This is a genomic window from Streptomyces sp. NPDC088157 (assembly GCF_044741545.1).
In the GTDB taxonomy this organism is placed as follows: domain Bacteria; phylum Actinomycetota; class Actinomycetes; order Streptomycetales; family Streptomycetaceae; genus Streptomyces.
The window spans coordinates 343,704-363,934 of record NZ_JBIUSU010000003.1 but is presented as its reverse complement, the minus strand read 5'-3'; the positions used below and the strand labels follow the sequence as shown (position 1 = coordinate 363,934).

At 72.7% G+C, this 20,231-nt stretch carries 16 protein-coding genes; 9 read left to right on the top strand and 7 right to left on the bottom strand.

The window, feature by feature from the left end:
* Positions 1 to 53 precede the first annotated feature (53 nt).
* The 3 genes from ACIPFH_RS12900 to ACIPFH_RS12890 all read right to left on the bottom strand — a co-directional run bounded on the left by ACIPFH_RS12900 (position 54) and on the right by ACIPFH_RS12890 (position 3,433).
* A complete protein-coding gene (locus tag ACIPFH_RS12900; RefSeq protein WP_401825654.1) occupies positions 54 to 1,685 on the bottom strand; it encodes a phytoene desaturase family protein in 1,632 nt (543 codons plus the stop codon).
* Positions 1,678 to 2,187: an SRPBCC family protein gene (locus ACIPFH_RS12895; RefSeq protein ID WP_401826842.1), complete on the bottom strand. Its 510-nt coding sequence runs from the start codon at positions 2,185 to 2,187 to the stop codon at positions 1,678 to 1,680. The genes ACIPFH_RS12900 and ACIPFH_RS12895 overlap by 8 nt, the downstream gene beginning before the upstream one ends.
* A 97-nt stretch (positions 2,188 to 2,284) precedes the next feature.
* Positions 2,285 to 3,433: an amidohydrolase gene (locus ACIPFH_RS12890; RefSeq protein ID WP_401826840.1), complete on the bottom strand. Its 1,149-nt coding sequence runs from the start codon at positions 3,431 to 3,433 to the stop codon at positions 2,285 to 2,287.
* Positions 3,434 to 3,668: 235 nt separating this feature from the next.
* Here ACIPFH_RS12890 and ACIPFH_RS12885 point away from each other — a divergent pair, with 235 nt between their 5' ends.
* Complete coding sequence (locus ACIPFH_RS12885; RefSeq protein ID WP_401825651.1) at positions 3,669 to 4,349, top strand: pyridoxamine 5'-phosphate oxidase family protein; 681 nt, start codon at positions 3,669 to 3,671, stop codon at positions 4,347 to 4,349.
* Positions 4,350 to 4,391: 42 nt separating this feature from the next.
* On the opposite strand, the gene ACIPFH_RS12880 is transcribed toward ACIPFH_RS12885, so the two are convergent.
* Positions 4,392 to 5,498, bottom strand: a complete 1,107-nt coding sequence (locus tag ACIPFH_RS12880) for a YihY/virulence factor BrkB family protein (RefSeq protein WP_401825648.1) — start codon at positions 5,496 to 5,498, stop codon at positions 4,392 to 4,394.
* Between the two features lie 100 nt (positions 5,499 to 5,598).
* On the opposite strand from ACIPFH_RS12880, the gene ACIPFH_RS12875 reads away from it, so the two are divergent.
* The 8 genes from ACIPFH_RS12875 (at position 5,599) to ACIPFH_RS12840 (ending at position 16,039) form a co-directional block, all read left to right on the top strand.
* The gene (locus ACIPFH_RS12875) at positions 5,599 to 6,096 is read left to right on the top strand and encodes a GNAT family N-acetyltransferase (protein ID WP_401825645.1); all 498 of its coding nucleotides are present in this window, start codon (positions 5,599 to 5,601) and stop codon (positions 6,094 to 6,096) included.
* Positions 6,097 to 6,488: 392 nt separating this feature from the next.
* Complete coding sequence (locus ACIPFH_RS12870; protein ID WP_401825644.1) at positions 6,489 to 7,067, top strand: cell envelope biogenesis protein OmpA; 579 nt, start codon at positions 6,489 to 6,491, stop codon at positions 7,065 to 7,067.
* Positions 7,068 to 7,229: 162 nt separating this feature from the next.
* On the top strand, positions 7,230 to 7,373 hold the full coding sequence (locus ACIPFH_RS12865) for a hypothetical protein (protein WP_171401420.1): 144 nt from the start codon (positions 7,230 to 7,232) through the stop codon (positions 7,371 to 7,373).
* Positions 7,374 to 7,530: 157 nt separating this feature from the next.
* On the top strand, positions 7,531 to 8,712 hold the full coding sequence (locus ACIPFH_RS12860) for an ROK family protein (RefSeq protein WP_401825642.1): 1,182 nt from the start codon (positions 7,531 to 7,533) through the stop codon (positions 8,710 to 8,712).
* Between the two features lie 123 nt (positions 8,713 to 8,835).
* A complete protein-coding gene (locus ACIPFH_RS12855; protein WP_401825640.1) occupies positions 8,836 to 10,665 on the top strand; it encodes an alpha-galactosidase D in 1,830 nt (609 codons plus the stop codon).
* Between the two features lie 55 nt (positions 10,666 to 10,720).
* Entirely contained in the window at positions 10,721 to 13,087 is a 2,367-nt protein-coding gene (locus ACIPFH_RS12850; protein WP_401825637.1) for a glycosyl hydrolase family 95 catalytic domain-containing protein, read from the top strand.
* Positions 13,084 to 14,283 carry an SGNH/GDSL hydrolase family protein gene (locus ACIPFH_RS12845; protein ID WP_401825635.1) on the top strand — a complete coding sequence of 400 codons (1,200 nt, stop codon included), beginning with the start codon at positions 13,084 to 13,086 and terminating at the stop codon, positions 14,281 to 14,283. The genes ACIPFH_RS12850 and ACIPFH_RS12845 overlap by 4 nt, the downstream gene beginning before the upstream one ends.
* Positions 14,284 to 14,356: 73 nt before the next feature.
* Entirely contained in the window at positions 14,357 to 16,039 is a 1,683-nt protein-coding gene (locus tag ACIPFH_RS12840; RefSeq protein WP_401825633.1) for a RecQ family ATP-dependent DNA helicase, read from the top strand.
* Positions 16,040 to 16,165: 126 nt separating this feature from the next.
* Here the strand turns inward: ACIPFH_RS12840 and ACIPFH_RS12835 are convergent, their stop codons facing one another.
* From ACIPFH_RS12835 to ACIPFH_RS12825, 3 genes are all read right to left on the bottom strand, one after another.
* On the bottom strand, positions 16,166 to 16,639 hold the full coding sequence (locus ACIPFH_RS12835; RefSeq protein WP_401825631.1) for an MSMEG_6728 family protein: 474 nt from the start codon (positions 16,637 to 16,639) through the stop codon (positions 16,166 to 16,168).
* A 91-nt stretch (positions 16,640 to 16,730) separates the two neighbouring features.
* The gene (locus tag ACIPFH_RS12830; RefSeq protein WP_401825629.1) at positions 16,731 to 19,007 is read right to left on the bottom strand and encodes a catalase; all 2,277 of its coding nucleotides are present in this window, start codon (positions 19,005 to 19,007) and stop codon (positions 16,731 to 16,733) included.
* A 391-nt stretch (positions 19,008 to 19,398) separates the two neighbouring features.
* Positions 19,399 to 19,860, bottom strand: a complete 462-nt coding sequence (locus ACIPFH_RS12825; RefSeq protein WP_401825627.1) for an excalibur calcium-binding protein — start codon at positions 19,858 to 19,860, stop codon at positions 19,399 to 19,401.
* Positions 19,861 to 20,231: the final 371 nt, after the last annotated feature.

Below are 20,231 nucleotides of genomic sequence, written 5' to 3'. Positions count from 1 at the left end.
GCGGCGACGCAGCGGCTCCTCGGCGGTGTCGGGGGAGTGGTGAGTGGCGTCGGTCAGCCGGCGGACGGCTTCCTGGCGCCGGTGCGATCCCGGCGGGCGAGCACCCGCTGCGCGTACGTCCCGCCGGTCGGGCGGTGCCGGCGCAGCGCCGCCCGTGCGGCGTTGGCGCCCGGCGCGCCGTGGACGCCGCCGCCGGGATGGGCGCCGGCGGAGGCCAGGAACAGCCCGCGCACCGGGGTCTCCGGGCGCCCGCTGCCGGGCAGCGGGCGGAAGAAGAGCTGCTGGTGGAGCGCGGCGGTACCGCCGTTGATCGCGCCGCCGTGCAGATTGGCGTCGAGGGACTGGAGGGTGGGCGGGGCGAGGACGCGACGGGCGCGGATCAGGGACCGGAAGCCGGGAGCGAATCGCTCGACCTGGCGTTCGACGCGGTCGGCCATGAGCTCCTGCTCGCTCGCGTCCCAGGCGCCGGTGAGCCCTTCGTCGCCCGCGTCGCCCTCGACCAGCTGCGGCACATGGGTGTAGGCCCAGGCCGACTCGGTGCCGACGGGGGAGCGCCCGGGGTCGGAGGTCGTCATCTGGCCGAACAGCGAGAAGGGGCGGTCCGGAACCTGGTGCATGGCGATCTGGGACGCGAACCGGGTGAGCTCGTCCATGCCGTCGGCCAGATGCACGGTCCCGGCCCGGTGGGCCGCCTCGGTCTGCCAGGGCACCTTCCCGTCGAGAGCCCAGTCGACCTTGAAGGTCGCGAAGTCCCACTGGAAACGCTTCAGGTCGGCCAGCACCTGGGGCGGCAGATGCTCCGGCTCCAGAAGCGCGCCGTACAGAGCGGGGACGGACACGTCGGCCAGCACCGCGCGGTGTCCGGCGATCAGTTCCCCGTCGGCGGTGCGCACCCCCACGGCCCGCCCGTCACGGACCACGATCCGGCTGACCCGCCGCCCGCAGCGCAGGGTGCCGCCGCCGGCACGCAGCCGTCGGACCAGGGCTTCCGTGAGGGCCCCGGAGCCGCCGGCCGGCACGGGAAAGCCGTAGGACTGCCCGAGCATGGACATCAGCCAGCCGAAACCGCCGCTGCCGGCGGCCTCCGGAGCGAGGTCCGCGTGCAGGGCGTTGCCCGCCAGGAGCAGCCTGCCGCCCTCGCCCCGGAACTCCTCCTCGCCCATCCGCCGCACCGGCAGCACCAGCGTTCTGGCCATCCGCAGGCCCCCGGCGGCGCGCAGCCTGGCCGCGAGCCGGGCCGTGGCCCGCACCGGCGGGAACGGGGTGAACAGCGCGTCGAGAATGCCGGGGCGGAGCTGGTCCCACACCTCGTGCAGCCGGCGCCAGGCAGCTCCGTCCCCGGCGTGGAAGGCGTCGAGGGAGTCGGCGGTGACGTCGATCCTGCGGTCGAGGACCGCGCAGCCGCCGTCCGTGAGGGGATGGGCCAGGACACTGGGCGCGTGGCTCCAGCGCAGCCCGTGTTCGTGCAGTCGCAGTGCGGACAGCACCGGGGAGGAGACGGCCAGCGGATAGAACGAGCTGAAGAGGTCGTTGACGAAGTCGGGGTCCACGGACCGGTCGTGCCGCACCGCGCCCCCGGGCTCGGGCTGTTCCTCGAGGACCTCGACGCTCCAGCCCGCGTCGGCCAGCAGGTTGGCCGCCACCAGCCCGTTGGGCCCGGCCCCGATCACCACCGCGTCAGGCATCGGCGCCTCCCGCGGCCTGCGACCGGGCCGCCACCGGCGTTTCCCGGCCGCCACCGGACCCTTCGGCGCGGGCCTCGGCCTCGCAGACCTTCGCCAGCCGGCCGAGCAGCGCCCGGTGCCGGACCTGGGTCACCACTTCCACGCCGGCGTTGTGCAGCAGCCCGCCGACGCCCTGCAGCGGATGCTCGTCCAGGATCACCAGGCAGTGGCGGCCCCACGGCCGCAGCTCGAACGCGATCCGCGCCGTGCCCAGCACCCCGGCGCGCGCCTCCAGCTCCAGGGCTTCCGGCTCCTGGCAGCGCCGTACGACCGTCTCGTTGGTCAGGCTGACGGGTCCCAGCCGGATCTCGTAGGCGATCGTCGAGTCGACCTGCGGCCAGTCTCCCTCCACCTGCTGGGACGAAGACGGACCCACCACCCATTCCGCGTAGCGGTCGCCGTCGGCCAGGACGCCCCACACCGTCCCTGGACTCGCCTTGATCAACCGATGCCGTACCGCCACCGTGTACCTCCCGCAGTCGCCGAACGTGTCTCGCCGAGTGCCCATGTCGCAGGTGGTCAACCGCGTCACGCCACGGGTCCGCGCGGGCGTGCCGCAGTCAGCGGGCGAGGGCCCCGGCGGTGGTGGCGCGGTGTCCCGACCACGCCTCGCCGCGCAGGCCGGCGTCGCGCAGCACGTCCAGCGCCGTGCAGGCGAGGGCCTCCGTGACGGCCGGCAGGACCCGGCGGGCCCGGTCGGACGCGGCGGCGGAGGCGAACTCGGGGGTGTGGTCGGATCCGTCCTCGTCCATGATCGCCACGAAGGGGTGGATGGCCGGTACGCGCGCGCTGACGTTGCCGATGTCCGACGAGCCCAGGTACACACCCGGCGCCGGCGGCGTGAGGGCGATCCCCGCCCGGCCCAGATGAGCGGCGAAGCGCCCGGACAGCGCGGCGCTGTCGACGAAGTGCTCGTACCGCACGCCGGCCCGCTCGACGGAGACGGTGGTGCCGGTGGCCCGGGCCACTCCGGCGGCGCACGAGCGCAGACGTCCGGCCAGGTCGTCCAGTGCGCCCGTGGTGGCCGCGCGCAGCCCGAACAGTCCCTCGGCGTAGGGGGGCACGATGTTGGTGGCCGTGCCCCCGTGCGTGACGATGCCCTGGACGTGGGAGGCCTCCGGCAGTCGGGGCCCCACTGCGGCCAGCACGTTGAACAGCTGCACGAGCGCGGCGAGCGCGTCCACGCCCTCGGTGGGATTGCCCGTGGGGTGGGCCGCCCGCCCGTGGAAGCCGACCCGGTACTGCTCCTGCGCCGTGAGCGGCGCCCGCGCCCAGTCGTACACGCCCGGATGGAACATGAGCGCGGCGTCGACGTCGTCGAAGACGCCGGCCTCCACCTCCAGGACCTTGCCGCCGCCCCCCTCCTCGGCGGGGGACCCCACCGCGAGCACCGCCCCGGCGCCCGGCTCCAGCACGGCCCGCGCGGCGAGCGCCGCCCCGAGGCCGGCGGCGGCGATCAGGTTGTGCCCGCAGGCGTGCCCCAGGCCCGGAAGGGCGTCGTACTCCAGCAGGAGCGCCACGGCGGGGCGGCCCTCGCCGTAGCGCGCGGTGAACGCCGTCGGCATGCCCGCCACATCCAGCCGTACGTCGAAACCGGCCCGGCGCAGCTCGTCCGTGAGGAGCGTGGCCGCCCGCTCCTCGGCGAAGGCGTACTCGGGATCGGCGTGCAGCGCCGACGCGACCCGCCAGAGCGCGTCGGCCCGGTCCATGACCGCCTCGTGGATGCGACGGCAGGTCTCGTCGGGCGTCTCGTACACGTGGCCTCCCTGGGATTCGCTCGGCCTCCCGCAGGGAGCCGGGTTCCACCGGACGGCCCGCCGACACGGCGACGACGTCTTGTACGTATTTCGTTGTGGGTGACGCTCTTCGGAACTGATTTCGTCGAAACCTGGCGATCGAAAGACGGTATCGATACTCTTCGGTCGTGCCGAGCGAAGGATCGATGTGAACCAGGACCCACTGCCTCCCACGCTGCCCGACACCGACCGCACCCGTCACCGTCGTCTGCGGGACCAGGGGAGTCCGGACCGTGCCGCACTCGACGCGATCCTGGACGCGGGCTTCGTCTGCCACCTCGGTGTGGTGGTCGACGGGCAGCCGATGGTCGTTCCCACGGTCTACGGGAACGACTCACGCACTCTCTATTTCCACGGGTCGGTGGCCGCCCGCAGCCTGCTCGCGTCGCCCCGGGCGACCGTGTGCGTCACGGTGACGCACCTCGACGGACTCGTCCTCGCCCGGTCGGTGTTCGAGCACGGGGTGAACTACCGGAGCGCGATGATCTACGGCGTCCCGCGCCTGGTCGCAGACCCGGAGGAGAAGCTCGCGGGGCTGCGCCGCCTGACCGAACAGGCCGCACCGGCCCAGTGGGACCACGCGCGCCGGCCGAACCGCAGGGAACTGGCGGCGACGGTCCTGCTGGCCCTCTCGCTCGAGGAGGCGTCGGTGAAGATACGCACCGGCGGGCCGGACGACGGCGACGGGCCCGACGCCGACCTCGGGATCTGGGCCGGGGTCCTCCCCCTGGTCTCCACCTGGGGCGAGCCCGAGTCGGACCCCCTGCTCCCGCCAGGCACCGAACCGCCGGAGCACATCCGGGGCCGCAGCGGCACCCGTCTCGGGTGATCGGCGCGGGTTTCCCCGAACTGGACGAGCCGCTCCGCGGCCTCAGGTTCCGAGGCGGCGGCAGTCCTCCTCGTCCCACTTGCGGGTGTCGCGCGGCCGGACGTACGGCTCGTCGTCGACCGGGTGGCCCCCGGCGACGGCGCGCTGGCGCACGAGCTCCGCGTCGAACTCCAGGCCGAGGAGAATCGCCAGGTTGGTGATCCACAGCCACACCAGGAAGACGATCACGCCCGCGAGCGTCCCGTAGGTCTTGTTGTACGAGGCGAAGTTGGCCACGTAGAGCGCGAAGCCCGCGGAGGCGACCATCCAGATCAGCAGCGCGAGGAAACTGCCGGGTGTGACCCAGCGGAAGCCCCGGACCCGGGCGTTGGGGGTCGCCCAGTACAGAAGCGCGATCATGACCGTCACGAGGACGACCAGTACCGGCCACTTCGCGATCGACCAGGCCGTCAGCCCCGCGTCGCCGACTCCGAGCGCCGTGCCCGCCTGCCGGGCGAGCCCGCCGGTGAACACCACGATCAGCGCGCTGATCACGGCCATCACCATCAGCACCACGGTCACGGCGACCCGCACCGGCAGCACCTTCCACACCGGACGGCCCTCGGGGATGTCGTAGACCGCGTTGGCGCTGCGGATGAACGCGGCGACATAGCCGGAGGCCGACCACACCGCGAGTACCAGACCCACGATCGCCATGAGCGAACCCAGCCCGCCGTTGCCCTGCATCTGCTGCACCGCGTTGCGCAGGACGTCCTGCGCGGGGCCGGGGGCGAGCTTCTGGATGTTGTCGAGTACCTGCTGTGTCGCCGACTGTCCGACGATGCCCAGCAAGGACACGAGCGCGAGCAGCGCGGGGAACAGCGCCAGGATCCCGTAATACGTCAGGCCCGCGGCCCGGTCCGTCAGCTCATCCTTCTTGAACTCCTTCAGGGTGCCCTTCAGCACCGCTTTCCAGGAGCGTTTGGGCAGCTTCGTGGGACTGTCCGGCGCCCGCCGCTCCACCTGCTCATCCGGCCCGGCGGTGTCCGTGACCCGCGTGTTCCCGCGCTCGTCACCGCGCTCGTCACCGCGCTCCTTCTCCCGCTCGTTCTCACGCTCGTCCGCGACGCGGCCGCCGTGCCGTCCATGCCGTTTCAGTGTCCTCACCATGCCGCACGGGTATCCGGCATCACATCTCATATACATGGATTTGCGGCAAATGTGGCATCAATCTGGCCGGTCACCGGTGCGGATGTGTGATGCTGGCGGGATGACTGATCGACCCGAGGTCGTCGTCGTGCGCCTGCCGGGCCGGGGCGCTTCCGTGGGACGGCTGGCCGGGCTTCTGGCGGCCTACCATCTGCGGACGGAGGCCGAGAAGGGCGAGGCCGTCGTCGAGGTGGCCGCGCTGCCGGACCGTTACCGGGCGGAGATCGAGGACCCGCGGCGCGCGTTCGCCGACGATGTCGTACTCATGGCTCTGTGCGCGGACACGGCCGTGGGCTGCCTCGTGGTGACCGCCCCTGTCGGAGGGTGCTCGGAGATCAAGAGGCTCTGGACGGACCCGGCGTTCCGCAGCCGGGGCATCGCGTCCGGCCTGCTCGGCGCGGCGCTCGCGCATGCCGCGGAGAGCGGTGTCGCCACCCTTCGGCTGTCGGTGTGGAAGTGGCGGACAGGTGCCGTCTCCCTGTACGAACGCCTCGGCTTCACCGTCGCCGAATCATGGGAGGAACGGGATCAACTGGTGTGCATGGAGCGCGTTGTGTGAGTGGTCACAGCCGTTCGTCGATCTCGCGGGCATGAGCCCGGGGTATCCGGGTAATCGTTGCCTGCCGACCGGGGAAGGGCGGTGACGCCTGGGGAGGTCTAGCAGGCCCTTCCCCGGTCCGTCGGCGCCAGGCGCCCCCGGTCAACAGCCCGGACGGGCCCGGAGCCTCCGACCACCGTGCGGCCGAGCACCGCGGAGACGGTGCTCGCGGCGGCGATGGCGGGTCGCACGCCGAAGGCCGTCACCAGGACGATGACACCCGACGTTCACCCTGCGGCGCAGGGCTTCTCGCACGGCCCGTTGTCAGTGGCGTGATGAAGGATGCCCGACAGGAGATCAACTTCGGCTCTGCCGGGTAGTCGGTCTCTGTCCCTGCAGAGGAAAGGTCACCGATGATGCCGCCCACCGCCGTCCAGCCGCAGGTCCTCGACGTTCGTTCCGACGTTCACCGTCGGCAGCGCGGGTACGAGGCGATGCTCGGCGCGGCGGGCGCGGTCGTCGTCGCGGCCGGCGTGCCGAGCCCCCGCGGCCCGCTCCCGATCGGCCGCGAGGAGAAGGCGCGTCCGGCAGGGCGTCCCGGCGTCCCCGACGACGGCGGCGCGGCCCGGAACGTGCGGCCGGCCGCGTCGACCCGGCCGAGCGGATCGCCGAACCGTGCCGGGACCGACGTGCTGCGTATCGTCTCCGATCCGCGCACACCCGTGTTCGTCACCGAGCACGCCAATGGACGCCGGGTGTACGGCTACTGGCGGCCGCTGGACGCCGACAGCGGCCGCGGCGGCTGTTATGTCGCGCTGTCCGCCACCGAGTGCGACGCGCTGTACGCGGCCGGACGGATCACGGTGGGCGAGCCCGTCACGGACCCGACGAAGACCACCTACCGGGTCCGCGCCGCCCGCACCCGGACCACGGGCGCCCGCCCCGCGGCCGCGCCTGTGCCGACGACGGCGGCCAGGGGGCGCGCGGCGTGAGCGGACGGCCGGCGGTGGGGGAGCGAGCCGTCCGTGACCGACCCGGACGCCCCGTCCGTGCTACCGACCCGGACGCCCCGTCCGACGGGCCTGATCGGCGCGTTCGGGGGTAGCCGGACGACCGGAAGAGGCAGTACGCCGACAGACAAGGGGAGGACGAGGATGAGCGTCATTCAGCGCATCAAGGAGTTCGCCAGGAGCCCGCAGGGGCGGCGCACGATGGAGCAGGCACGGCGCGCGGCGGCCGACCCGCGCCGTCGTGCCCAGGCGCGCGGCCTGCTGGCCCGCCTGCGGACGCGGCGCTGACGCCGACCGTGCCTCCAGGGGAGCACCGGCTTCGATCGCACGTCAATACCTCGTCACCGTAGGTCTTTCGAAAGGGGCTCGGGGCTCACAGCGGGCCTTCAGCTAATTCCTGCTTCTTTCATTGACAGCGGAAAATAAGAGCCCTAGGTTCCGGGCCATGCCCTCGTCCTTCGCCGCGCACCCCGCCGAGACGTTCCCCGCCGCAACGCCGGCCGCTTCGCAGATCTTCACCACCGTCCTGTCCGAAGGCCCGCTCACCCGCCTGGAACTCGCCCGGCGGGCCGGCCTGTCGGCGGCGGCCGTCACGAAGGCGGTCCGGCCCCTGATCGAGTCGGGATACCTGGTGGAGGACGCCGACACGCAGGCCCGCCCGGCGCTCGGGCGGCCGGCGAACCTGGTGCGGGTCGACGGGGGCCGCGCGTCGTTCCTCGGGCTCAAGCTCACCGGCGACGAGATCTACGGGGTGCTCACGGACCTGCGCTGCCGGACCCTGCTCGCCCGGCACGCACCCCTGACCGACCGTGCTCCCAAGGCGGTCCTGGCCTCGACCGCGGAGCTCGTACGGGAGTTGCTGACCGAGGCTGACGGATACGGCGTACGCGTCATGGGCCTGGGCATCGCCGTCTCCGGCGACGTGGACCGCGCCGAGGGCGTGGTGCGCTACTCGCCGTTCCTGGAGTGGCGCGACGTACCGCTCGCCGAACTCGCCTCCACCATCACCGGCCTGCCGGCCACCGTCGACAACGACGTACGGGCCCTCACCGTCGCCGAGCAGTGGTTCGGCGCCGGGGTGGGCCTGTCGAACTTCGCCGTGGTGACCGTCGGCGCGGGCGTCGGCTGCGGCCTGGTGGTACACGGCCGGGTGGTCGCCGGAGCCCATGGCGTGGCCGGCGAGATCGGCCATGTCACCGTCGACCCGAACGGGCCGCTCTGCCACTGCGGCAACCGCGGCTGCGTCGAGGCGATCGCCGCGGACCCGGCGATCCTCGCCCGCATCCGCGAGGGCACGGGCGTCGAGGTCACCGACACCTCCGAGGCCGTCGACCTCGCCCGCCGGGGTGACACCCACGCCCGCGAGGCGTACTCACGGGCGGGGGAGGCGATCGGCCGGGGCATCGCCACCGTGGCCAACCTGCTCGGCCCGGAGCGTGTCGTCATCTCCGGCGAGGGCCTCGCCGCCTACGACCTGTTCGCCGACCAGATCCGCAGCGCCTTCGTGGCGGCCGCGTTCGGCTCGGCCGCGCAGTGCGACCTGCAGACCCGCCCGCTGCCCTTCGAGGAGTGGGCGCGCGGCGCCGCGGCCACCGCCATCCAGTCCTTCATCACCGACCCGAACTGACCGTACGAGAGCGTCCACTTCACGCTCCCGCCAGTTGGTCAGCGGCCCCTCCCCCCTGGTACGGGCCATGACCGGGCTGCCCTGGAGCCGTCCCGCCCATCCCCACCCCAGGAGGTCAGACCCATGCGGTCACCCTCGCACTCCGTCCTGCCCGCACGCGCCCTGGGAGCCGTCGTCGTCCTGGCGCTCGCCGGGCTCACCGCCGGCATCGCCCCCGCCGCCCACGCGGGGACCACCGAGCCCGCTCCTGCCGCCCACGTCACGGCCACCGGGCCGGCTCCCGCCGCCAAGCCGTACATGGGCTGGTCGAGTTGGAGCATGCAGTCCTCCAAGTACCCGGGCCTCAACCCCGACGGCGACTACAGCTACCTCACCGAGGCCAACGTCCTGAAGCAGACCGACGCCCTGGCGTCGAAGCTGAAGAAGTACGGCTACGAGTACGTCAACATCGACGCGGGCTGGTGGCGTGACAAGGCCTGGAAGCCGCAGTTCGACCAGTACGCCCGGCAGAAGGCCGACCCGCAGCGCTTCCCCCGGGGCATGAAGGCCGTCGCCGACCACGTGCACGCCAAGGGCCTCAAGGCGGGGATCTACCTGCCGGTCGGCCTGGAGAAGGAGGCGTACGCCGACGGCAAGGCCCCGATTTGGAACGCCGAAGGCTGCACCACGGCCGACATCGTCTACGACGACCTGCGCACCACCAACGGCTGGGACAGCGCCTACAAGATCGACTCCTCCGATCCCTGCGCCCAGAAGTACATAGACTCCCAGGCGCGGACGTTCGCCGACTGGGGTTACGACTTCCTCAAGCTCGACGGCGTCGGCCCGGGCTCCTCCAAGAGCGGCGACAACTACGACAACGTCGCGGACGTCGCCGCCTGGCAGAAGGCGATCGCGGCCACCGGACGCCCGATCCACCTGGAGGTGTCCTGGTCCCTCGACATCGGACACGCCGCCGACTGGAAGAAGTACTCCGACGGCTGGCGCATCGACACCGACGTCGAGTGCTACTGCAACACCCTGGTCTCCTGGGAGAACTCGGTCGACGACCGCTTCGACGACCTGCCGGCCTGGACCCGGCACGCCGGTCCCGGAGGCTGGAACGACCTCGACTCGCTCGACGTGGGCAACGGCGCGATGGACGGCCTCACCAAGGCCGAGCGGCAGACCTACGCCACCCTGTGGGCCATCGCCAAGTCGCCGCTCTACACCGGCGACGACCTGACCCGCCTGGACTCCTACGGCCTGTCCCTGCTGACCAACCGCGAGGTCATCGCCGTCAACCAGGGCGACGCACCGCCCGCGCACCCGGTCACCGCGTCCGACCCCCAGCGGGTGTGGGCCGCGAAGAACCCCGACGGCACCTACACCGTCGCCCTGTTCAATCTGGCCGGCGCACCGGCCTCGGTGAGCGCCGACTGGACGACGCTCGGCTTCACCGGCAACGCGGCCGTCCGTGACCTGTGGAACCACGAGAACCTCGGCACGTTCAAGAACAGGATCACCCAGGCGCTGCCCGCCCACGGCTCCCGCCTGTTCACCGTCACCCCGCGCGGCAGCGCGGTCGAGCGCACCGGCTACGAGGCCGAGGCGCCTGCCAACACCCTCGGCGGCAACGCCTCCGTCGCCGACTGCGCCGCCTGCTCCGGCGACCGCAAGGTCGGCAACCTCTACCTCGGCGGCAAGCTGACCTTCACCGGCGTAGTCGTCGACAGGCCCGGCACCTATCAGATCGAGGTCGCCTACATCAGCGGCGACGCACGCTCCGCGAGCGTTTCCGCCAACGGCGGCGGCGCCACCCGTCACACGTTCCCCGCCACCGGCGACTGGGGGACCGTCGCCCGCGTCCATGTGCCGGTGACGCTGAAGGCGGGCGCCAACACCGTCACCTTCGACAGCGGTTCGGGCTACGCGCCGGACATCGACCGGATCGACGTACCGAAGACCTCCTGACGACACCCGGGGGCCCGGTACCGCACCCGGGCCCCCTCAGACCTCCGGAGCCGCCATGAACCCCCGCCCCACGGACCCCGGCAGACGCGCCCTCCTCGCCGCCGGTCTCACCGCCGCCGCCCTCGCCGGACTGCCCGCCTTCACCGCCTCCGCCGCACCGCTGCGACCCGCCGACGCTCCGCCGCCCGCCGACGCCACCCGTCACCTGCTGTGGTGGCAGGCCCCCGCCGACGACCATTCCATGATCGAACAGGGACTGCCCGTCGGCAACGGCCGTCTCGGCGCCCTGGCGAGCAACGACCCCGGCCGGGAACTCCTCCTGATCACCGACGCCACCATGTGGACCGGCGGCCTCAACGACGAGCTCGACGCCGACGGCCAGTTCCCCTACGGCCGCGCCGACTTCGGCTCCTTCACCCTGCTGGCCCGGCTCACCGTGGACATCCCCGACCACGACCTGTCCGCCGTCAACGGCTACCGCCGTACCCTCGACCTCTCCCAGGCCCTGCTCACGACCACGTACGTCCGCTCCGCGGTGACGTACCGGCGGCAGATCTTCGCCAGCCGGCCCGACGACGTGATCGTGCTCCACTTCACGCAGAGCGGCGGCGGCCGGTACACCGGGTCCGTGACGCTGGACGGCACACACGGCGAGACCGGCGGGACGGCGGAGTCCTTCGGAGCGTCCTTCCCGGGCGGCCTGCGCTACGGCGCGGCCGTCACGGCGCACGGCACCGGCGGCCGGGTCCGGGTGAACGGCGCGCGCATCGACTTCTCCGGCTGCACCGAGCTCACGGTGGTCGTCAGCGGCGGCACCAACTACGCGCCCGACGCCAGGACGAAGTACCGCGACCCGTCCCTCGACCCCGAGAAGCTGGCCCGTACGAAGGTACGCGCGGCCGCCGCCCACCCGGCTGCCACGCTGCTGCGCACCCATGTCGCCGACTACCGCGCCCTCTACGGTCAACTGGACCTCTCGCTCGGCACGTCGACCGCGCAGCAGCGTTCCCTGGACACCTGGGAACGCCTCACCGCACGCGCCCGAGACAGGACGCCCGACCCCGAACTCGAGTCGGCCTACTTCCAGTTCGGCCGCTACCTGATGATCTCCGGATCCCGCGGCAGCCTCCCGCTCAACCTCCAGGGGCTGTGGCTCGACGGCAACGACCCGGACTGGATGGGCGACTACCACACCGACATCAACCTCCAGATGAACTACTGGATGGCCGACCGCGCCGGCCTGTCCCAGTGCTTCGACGCCCTCACCGACTACTGCCTGGCCCAACTGCCGTCCTGGACCGCGCTCACCCGGTCCCTGTTCAACGACCCGCGCAACCGCTACCGCAACTCCACTGGGAAGAACGCCGGTTGGACCGTCGCGATCTCCACCAACCCGCACGGGGGCATGGGCTGGTGGTGGCATCCCGCGGGCAACGCCTGGCTCGCCAACACCCTTTGGGAGCACTACGAGTTCACCGGCTCCCGCGCCCATCTGGCGAGGATCTACCCGCTCTTGAAGGGTGCCTGCCAGTTCTGGGAGGCGCGGCTGCTGCCGACGACGCTTCCCGGCGGCACGCGGGAGGTCCTCGTCGCCGACAGCGACTGGTCGCCCGAACACGGCCCGCTCGAGGCCCAGGGCATCACCTACGCCCAGGAGCTGGTGTGGGAACTGTTCGGCCACTACCGCACCGCCGCCGGCGAACTGGGCAGGGACGCCGCCTACGCGGACACCGTCGCCGGGTTGCGCGAACGGCTGTACCTGCCACAGGTGAGCCCCAGGACCGGCTGGCTGGAGGAGTGGATGTCACCCGACAACCTGGGCGAGACCACCCACCGGCACCTCTCCCCGCTCGTCGGCCTGTTCCCCGGCGACCGCATCCGCCCCGACGGCTCCACCCCGCAGGAGACCGTCGACGGCGCCACCGCCCTCCTCACCGCGCGCGGCATGGACAGCTTCGGATGGGCCAACGCCTGGCGCGCCTTGTGCTGGGCCCGTCTGAAGAACGCGGAGAAGGCGTACGAGCTGGTCACCAGCAACCTGCGCCCGTCGACCGGCGGCGGCAACGGCACCGCCTTCAACCTGTTCGACATCTACGAGGTCGAACAGGGCCGCGGCATCTTCCAGATCGACGCCAACTTCGGCACCCCGGCCGCGATGACGGAGATGCTCCTGTACTCGCGCCCCGGGCACCTGGAACTCCTGCCCGCACTCCCCGACGCCTGGGCCGCCAAGGGGCAGGTCACCGGCCTGCCCGCGCGCGGCGGGTTCGTCGTCGACCTGCGATGGCGCGACGGCACGCCCACCTCGGTGCGGTTGCGCAGTGTCGGCGGCCGGACCACGACGGTGGCCCACGGCCGCACCTCCAGGAGGGTGGACCTGCGGCCGGGCGAGTCCGTCACTCTGAAGGGCCTCACCCGATGACGGCCCGTCGCACGCCGGTCCGCGTGCTCGTCACCGCCCTGCTCGCCGTCGTCCTGCCGCAGGCCCTCCCGGCGGCCGCCCACGCGGCGGTCACCCGGCACGACGTCGTCACCTGGGCGGCGTCCGCCGACCGCCTGGGGGAAGGCGTCGCCGACCGCGGCTACCGGCTCGTCGTGCGCACCAGCGTCGGCGGCAGCGACCTGCGGATCCGGCTGACCAACGCCTTCGGCGACCGGCCGGTGACCTTCGACAGCGTCCACGCGGGAGTCCAGCAGCAGGGCGCCACCCTCGTGCGCGGCAGCAACCGGCGGCTGAGCTTCGGTGGCGCGCACTCCGTCACGATCCCCGCCGGCGGGACCGCGCTGAGCGACGCGCTGCCCGGCCGACTGCCCGCGGCGACCGGCCTGGTGGTCAGCCTGCACTCGCCGGACGCGGCGGGCCCGGCGAGCGGTCACGGGATGGCCATGCAGACGTCGTACGTCAGCCAGGGCGACCACACGGCCGAGGAGAGCGCCGATCGGTGGAGCGCGACGACCGGCTCCTGGTTCTACCTCGACGCCGTCTCCGTCCGAGCGGACGCGTCGACGGGCGCGGTGGTCGCGCTCGGCGACTCCATCACCGACGGCTGGCAGTCCACCTCCGACCTCGACCGGCGCTGGCCCGACTACCTCGCCCGCCGCCTGCGGCAGGCGGACGCCGAGATCAGGGGCGTGGCCAACGAGGGAATCTCCGGCAACAAGGTCCTGGCGGACGGACTCGGCCAGAGCGCGCTGAACCGGCTCCAGCGGGACGTGCTGTCGCAGCCGGGCGTGCGCACGGTGTTCCTCTTCGAGGGCGTGAACGACATCAAGGCCCACACCGGAGTGACCGCCCAGGACATGATCACCGGATACCGGGAGATCGTCCGCCGTGCGCACGAGGCGGGCAAGTGCGTCGTCGGCGCCACCGTGGCCCCCTTCAAGGGCTGGTCGGAGTGGGACCCGGCCGCCGAGTCCGTACGCCAGGACGTCAACACGTTCATCAGGAGCGGTGGGGAGTTCGACGCCGTCACCGACTTCGACCGCATCCTGCGCAGCCCCTACGACCCCGAGCGGATCCTGCCCGTCTTCGACGGCGGCGACCACCTGCACCCCAACGACAAGGGCATGCAGGCGATGGCCGACGCCGTGGACCTCACGGCGCTCGGCTGCGCCTGACCGCGACCGACCGCACCCGGGCGGGGAGGCGGCGGCCCGTCGGGGTACCCGGACGGTCGCGAGAGGAGCGCTCATGGCCCGACGACAGACGGCACGACTTCGAAGCACCGCAGCCGAGGTGTTCGGGTGGGACACCCTCCTGCCCGAACAGCTCACGGCGATGGAGTCCGTCCTGCAAGGACGGGACACCCTCGTCGTCATGCCGACCGGATCCGGCAAGTCCGCCGTCTACCAGGTCCCCGGCATGCTGCTGCCCGGGCCGGTCCTCGTGGTCTCGCCGCTGCTCGCCCTCCAGCGGGACCAGATCGCCGGGCTGCCCGACGGCGACCGGGCGCCCGGCGGTGTCGCCCTGAACTCGGACCTGACGGTGGCGCAGACCGAGACGGCATGGGAGGCCCTGCGCACGGGCGACGTCCGGTTCGTGTACCTGTCGCCGGAGCAGCTGGCGAAGGACGAGGTCGTGGAACGGCTCGCGGCGATCGGCCCCGCGCTGTTCGTGGTGGACGAAGCCCAGTGCGTGGCGTCCTGGGGCCACGACTTCCGCCCCGACTACCTCCGTCTCGACCAGGCGGTGCAGCGCCTGGGACGGCCGCCGGTTCTCGCCCTGACCGCGACCGCGGCCCCGCCGGTGCGCAGGGAGATCGTCGAACGGCTCGGCATGCGCGAGCCCGGGGTGACCGTGGCCGGCTTCGACCGCCCGAACATCAGACTGGAGGCCCGGCGCTTCCAGGACGACAACGACCGGCGTCGCGCGGTGCTCGAGCGGGCGGCCGCCGAACCCAAGCCGGGCATCGTCTACGCCGCCACCCGCGCGGACACCGAGTACTACGCCGGCGAACTGGCCTCCCTGGGCCTCGCCGCCGAGGCCTACCACGCGGGGCTGCGGGCCTCGGAGCGTGCCAGGATCCACGACGCCTTCCTCACGGGCGAGGCCGACGTCGTCGTGGCGACCTCGGCGTTCGGCATGGGCATCGACAAGGAGGACGTGCGGTTCGTCCTGCACGCCGCCCTGCCGGGCTCGCTGGACGCCTACTACCAGGAGATCGGCCGGTGCGGCAGGGACGGGAAACCCGCCCTCGCGGTGCTCCACCACCGCCCGCAGGACACCGGCATACAGACGTACTTCGCCGGCCGCGCGCCGGGCCACGAGGTCCTGACCGAGGTGGCCGACGCCATCCACGCCCACCGCGCGGACCCCGCCGACCTCGACGGACTCCGCCACGACACGGGTCTCTCGCGCAACCGCGTCACCGCGGCCGTCAACCTTCTGCGGGAGACCGGCACCGTCACCACGGGGGAGGAGGGCGAGCTGCGTCCCGCTCCCGGCACCGCGTCGGCCACCGCGGTGGACCGGGCCGCCGAGGCCGCCGAGGCGCATCGCCGTACCGACCGGTCCCGCGTCGACATGGCCCGCGCCTACGCCGAGGCGACCGGCTGCCGCCGGCGCTTCCTGCTGGGCTACTTCGGGGAGGAGTACGAGCCGCCGTGCGACGGCTGCGACGCGTGCGACACGGCCGACGGGGATTCTCCCGAGGAGCGGCGACCGGTCCATCCGGCGGTGTCCGACTATCCCGTCGGCTCCCAGGTGAGGCACGGCGAGTGGCTCGACGGGACGGTGCTGAGCGCGGACGGCGACCGCATCACCGTGCTGTTCGACCAGGCCGGCTACCGCACGCTCTCCCTCGACGCGCTGGCCGCACGCGACGACCTGCTCGAGGTGGTGGAGCGACCGGGCGGATCCTCGCCCACGCACTGACGGTCGCGCCGCGCGGTCCGGCCGTCGCGTGGCCGGACGTGGAGAGAGGGAGCGCCGTCCTGTGGCGCCGGTCGGCGAACGGGACCGGGTGCCGGTCGGCCGGTGCCCCGCGCCCACGCGGGACGCTCATTCCCCGAGCGGCGCGGCCCGGTCGGAGGCCGGCCAGACATACGGCAGATCGTCGGGCACACCCGGGAACAGAGCCGCGTAGAACTCCGGATCCTTGCGCACGAGCGCCGACCGGTGGCTGCGGTGGAACGCCGGATCGCCGAGCCACGGGGGCAGCTCACCTGCCTCGGCGAGCCGCTCCTGGGTGCGGATGCCGTCCGGCTGTCCGGTGAAGCCGGTCACCAGCGAGGCGGCGCAGGTGTCCGCACGGCCGGTCGCCGTCCACACACCGCAGACCTCCAGGCCGTAGCGCACCAACGCCTCCTCGTACCCGGTCCACATGCGCACCGCCGGGTGGTGGCGCCATCCGTAGCCGGAGACCGTCAGGCCCCGCAGCACCTGGAGCGCCTCGACGCGCTGCTTGCCCAGGCGGCGCGGGTCCAGGGCGGCGGCCGAGGCGGTGAAGTCGGGGTACGGCAGGAAGGTCTGCATGGTCCAACCCCCGTATGACGGAAGCCCTCACCGGTGCGCCGCCGGACACCGCTCAGACGGTGTCCGGCGACGCTGAACCGGTCCGGCGCGCTCAGGCGGCGGTGAAGCGGTCCCACACCCGGTGCTCGCCCAACAGCGTCACGAGCTGTGCCAGCGCGGCCGTGCCGCTGTCACCGACCACCACACCCGGGGCGGCCGTCGGCACTCCCGCGCCTTCGAGGACGGCCTCGCCGCCCGCCCAGGCGCCCACGGCCTTGCCGTGCCGGAACGCCTCGGACACCAGCAGGGTGACGCGAGGATCGCCCGTCAGCTGTCGCGCGGCCGAGGGGAACGCCTTGGCGTCACGGGCGCCGTACGCGTCACTGCCCACCCCGGGCAACCCGGCCAGCAGCACCGCGTCGAACTCGACGGACCGCGCGGTGGCGTATGTGCGCTGAACGGTCACCACGCCCTCTCCGGATCCGAGGACGCCACCGACCGGGGCGACGACCAGCGGCACCATGCCGCCCTCGAGGACCGCCTCGCGCACGGCGCGCACACCGTCCAGATCGCCGTCCGGAGCGACGACGATTCCGATGACGCGGCCGTCCGTGGGCCAGCTGTGGCCGAGCTGCGACAGGGCCGGACTGGGCTCGACGTCGGCCAGGGGCACGGTGGGCGTGGGCGCCGGCAGCCCGAGACCCGTCGCCACCTCGCCGCACAGCTCCGGGTCGATGTTGGCCAGGACCTGCAACGCCCGCTCCTTGACGGCCTGTTCGTAGCACTTGCCGAGTTCGAAGCTGTACGCGCCGATGATGTGCTCGCGCTCCACCGGGGACATGCTGAGCCAGAACCGGCGGGCCTGGCTGAAGTGGTCGGCGAACGACTCGGGCGCGTCCCGGACCTTGGCGCCCTCCGGCACGCGCACCGGCGTCTCGACGAACGCCCCGGTGTCCGCCCCCGCTGTGAACGGACAGCCGCCGTCCAGGGAGTTGGGCCGGTAGGGGGCCACACCCCGGTGCACGGCCGTCTGGTGCAAGCCGTCGCGCAGCATGTCGTTGACGGGCGCGTGCGGGCGGTTGATGGGCAGCTGCGGGAAGTTGGGGCCGCCCAGCCGGGTGATCTGGGTGTCCAGATAGGAGAACAGGCGGCCCGCGAGCAGCGGGTCGTCGGTGACGTCGACGCCCGGGACGAGGTGGCCGACGTGGAAGGCGACCTGCTCGGTCTCGGCGAAGAAGTTCGACGGGTTGCGGTTCAGGGTCAGCAGCCCGACCGGCTGTACCGGCGCGAGCTCCTCGGGAACCAGGTTCGTCGGGTCCAGCAGATCGATGCCCTCGAACATCTGGTCCGGGGTGTCGGGGAACGTCTGGATGCCCAGCTCCCACTGCGGGTACGCGCCCGCCTCGATGGCGTCCGCGAGGTCCCGGCGGTGGAAGTCGGGGTCGACGCCATTGATGATCTGCGCCTCCTCCCACACCAGCGAGTGCACACCCAGCTTCGGCTTCCAGTGGAACTTCACCAGCGTCGTCTCACCCGCGGCGTTGACGAGGCGGAAGGTGTGGACGCCGAAGCCCTCCATGGTCCGGTACGAGCGCGGGATGCCCCGGTCGGACATGTTCCACAGGGTGTGGTGGGTGGCCTCGGTGTGCAGGGTGACGAAGTCCCAGAAGGTGTCGTGGGCACTCTGCGCCTGCGGGATCTCCCGGTCCGGGTGCGGCTTGCCGGCGTGGATGACGTCGGGGAACTTGATGGCGTCCTGGATGAAGAAGACGGGGATGTTGTTTCCCACCAGGTCGAAGACGCCCTCGCTGGTGTAGAACTTCGTCGCGAATCCGCGGGTGTCCCGTACGGTGTCGGACGAGCCCCGCGATCCCAGCACCGTGGAGAAGCGCACGAACACCGGCGTCTCCTCGTCCTCGGACAGGAACGCCGCCTTGGTCACCGAGGCCGCCGTGCCGTAGCTCTGGAACACGCCGTGCGCGGCGGCGCCCCGGGCATGCACGACGCGCTCCGGGATGCGCTCGTGGTCGAAGTGCATGACCTTCTCGCGCAGATGGTGGTCCTGGAGCAGCACCGGCCCCCGGGGGCCCGCCTTGAGCGAGTGGTCCGTGTCGTGGAGCCGTGTTCCCTGCGCGGTCGTCAGATAGCTGCCGGACTGCGCCATGCGCGCCTGGTCGGCGCCCGTGGGCTGCCCGGTCGGCGACACGGTGTCGGGGCCGCTCTGGTCCGGCTTCGGCGGCAGCGGCTCGCGCGGCTCCGTCGGCTCCGCGACGGACGGGGACTCGGGACCCGGCTTGCCGGGAACGCCCTCCTCCGGCGCCGCGCCGCCGCCCTGGAGACTGTCGGTGATCTTCTGGGCCGCCCGCTTCAGGGGGTTGCTCTCGCTCATGGGATGACAGTCCTTCGACTCGTACCGAAAAACACGTAAAAATACGGTCAGTGCACCGATGGGGTGAACCTCTTGGCGACTTCCCACCCGGACCACCGGGGTTTCCGCCGCGGGCCGGGCCAAACAGCTTTCCGCCAGGCCGTCGCGGCGCGAAGCGGTGGCCGCGCCCGACGCCGTGGATCGACAGCGGACGCGTGTGTACTCGCGTCCGGGGCGGGCACCGGCACGGAACCCGGTGAGGAGGACACGGCCCTGTCGCCGACGCCGCCGGCGGACCGGAGCGAGGGGCCCGGACGGCATCCCGGCGGCACGGCCTCCTGAAGCGCGGTCCGGGGCTGTCCGACGAGGGCTGTCCGCACGGCGTCGGCGACCGGGGCCTGTTCCGGGGCCGTCAGAACCGGCGTCGGCGCCGCCTCACGCAACCGGCCGCGGCCAGCAGGCCCGCCGTGGTCAGGCTGACGCCGATGCCGATGTCCCAGCGTGACGGTCCGGCGGTCACGGCGCCGCCGACACCCCCGCGCACGCCGAGGCTGGGCAGCGGCGCGGGGCTGGTCGGCACCGCGGTACTGGTCGGGATCGCGGTACCGGTCGGGACCGGCGCCGGAATGCTCGTGGCGGGCACGAGGGTGGGCACCGACCGGTGCGGGAGGACTTCGCAGGCGATGCCGTCGTCCGTTCCCCGGTCCTCGTCGAGCCGGTTGGGATCGCTGGGGTCCTGGTCGAACACCGCCTGGGCGTCCTCCTGGTAGGTGAAGTCGCGGCAGTCGAGATCCTGCGCGTGGGCGACTCCGGACAGCGGTGCGAAGGTCATGATCGTCGCGGCTATGCCGGTGACGATGGCGCGGTGCGGCATGGGCGTCTCCTCCTGGCCGGGGGCCGTCGCTTCGACGCTAGGCAACGACCGACGCCGTCGCGCGGGGCGAGGGTCCATCCGGGTGGACCCCGCCCGGTGCCCGGCCACCGCCGGCGGGGTGCCCGGCGCCGACGGGGCGAGACGTCCTCCGACCGCCGCGAGCGTCGCGACCGCCCGTGAGGCGAGCGAAAGCCGAGAGGGGCGGAGTGGAGCGTGTGGAATTCCAGGGCGACGAGCGGGACCGCCCCGAGTGCCTCATTTCGGTGCCCGCCCGAGCGCGCCGCCGCGGGTTCTGCACCCGCGAGCTCGTGCCCCTTCCCGAGACGGCCGACGCGGGGAGCGCGGGCGCCGACCCTTTCCGGCCCGGCCCG

What these genes read in the sequence shown, in the direction of transcription:
- ACIPFH_RS12900 (WP_401825654.1), bottom strand. Translation starts at nt 1,685, where the DNA reads ATGCCTGACGCGGTGGTGATCGGGGCCGGGCCCAACGGGCTGGTGGCG.
- ACIPFH_RS12890 (WP_401826840.1), bottom strand. Translation starts at nt 3,433, where the DNA reads ATGGACCGGGCCGACGCGCTCTGGCGGGTCGCGTCGGCGCTGCACGCC.
- ACIPFH_RS12880 (WP_401825648.1), bottom strand. Translation starts at nt 5,498, where the DNA reads ATGGTGAGGACACTGAAACGGCATGGACGGCACGGCGGCCGCGTCGCG.
- ACIPFH_RS12875 (WP_401825645.1), top strand. Translation starts at nt 5,599, where the DNA reads ATGACTGATCGACCCGAGGTCGTCGTCGTGCGCCTGCCGGGCCGGGGC.
- ACIPFH_RS12870 (WP_401825644.1), top strand. Translation starts at nt 6,489, where the DNA reads ATGATGCCGCCCACCGCCGTCCAGCCGCAGGTCCTCGACGTTCGTTCC.
- ACIPFH_RS12865 (WP_171401420.1), top strand. Translation starts at nt 7,230, where the DNA reads ATGAGCGTCATTCAGCGCATCAAGGAGTTCGCCAGGAGCCCGCAGGGG.
- ACIPFH_RS12860 (WP_401825642.1), top strand. Translation starts at nt 7,531, where the DNA reads ATGCCCTCGTCCTTCGCCGCGCACCCCGCCGAGACGTTCCCCGCCGCA.
- ACIPFH_RS12855 (WP_401825640.1), top strand. Translation starts at nt 8,836, where the DNA reads ATGCGGTCACCCTCGCACTCCGTCCTGCCCGCACGCGCCCTGGGAGCC.
- ACIPFH_RS12850 (WP_401825637.1), top strand. Translation starts at nt 10,721, where the DNA reads ATGAACCCCCGCCCCACGGACCCCGGCAGACGCGCCCTCCTCGCCGCC.
- ACIPFH_RS12845 (WP_401825635.1), top strand. Translation starts at nt 13,084, where the DNA reads ATGACGGCCCGTCGCACGCCGGTCCGCGTGCTCGTCACCGCCCTGCTC.
- ACIPFH_RS12840 (WP_401825633.1), top strand. Translation starts at nt 14,357, where the DNA reads ATGGCCCGACGACAGACGGCACGACTTCGAAGCACCGCAGCCGAGGTG.
- ACIPFH_RS12835 (WP_401825631.1), bottom strand. Translation starts at nt 16,639, where the DNA reads ATGCAGACCTTCCTGCCGTACCCCGACTTCACCGCCTCGGCCGCCGCC.
- ACIPFH_RS12830 (WP_401825629.1), bottom strand. Translation starts at nt 19,007, where the DNA reads ATGAGCGAGAGCAACCCCCTGAAGCGGGCGGCCCAGAAGATCACCGAC.
- ACIPFH_RS12825 (WP_401825627.1), bottom strand. Translation starts at nt 19,860, where the DNA reads ATGCCGCACCGCGCCATCGTCACCGGCATAGCCGCGACGATCATGACC.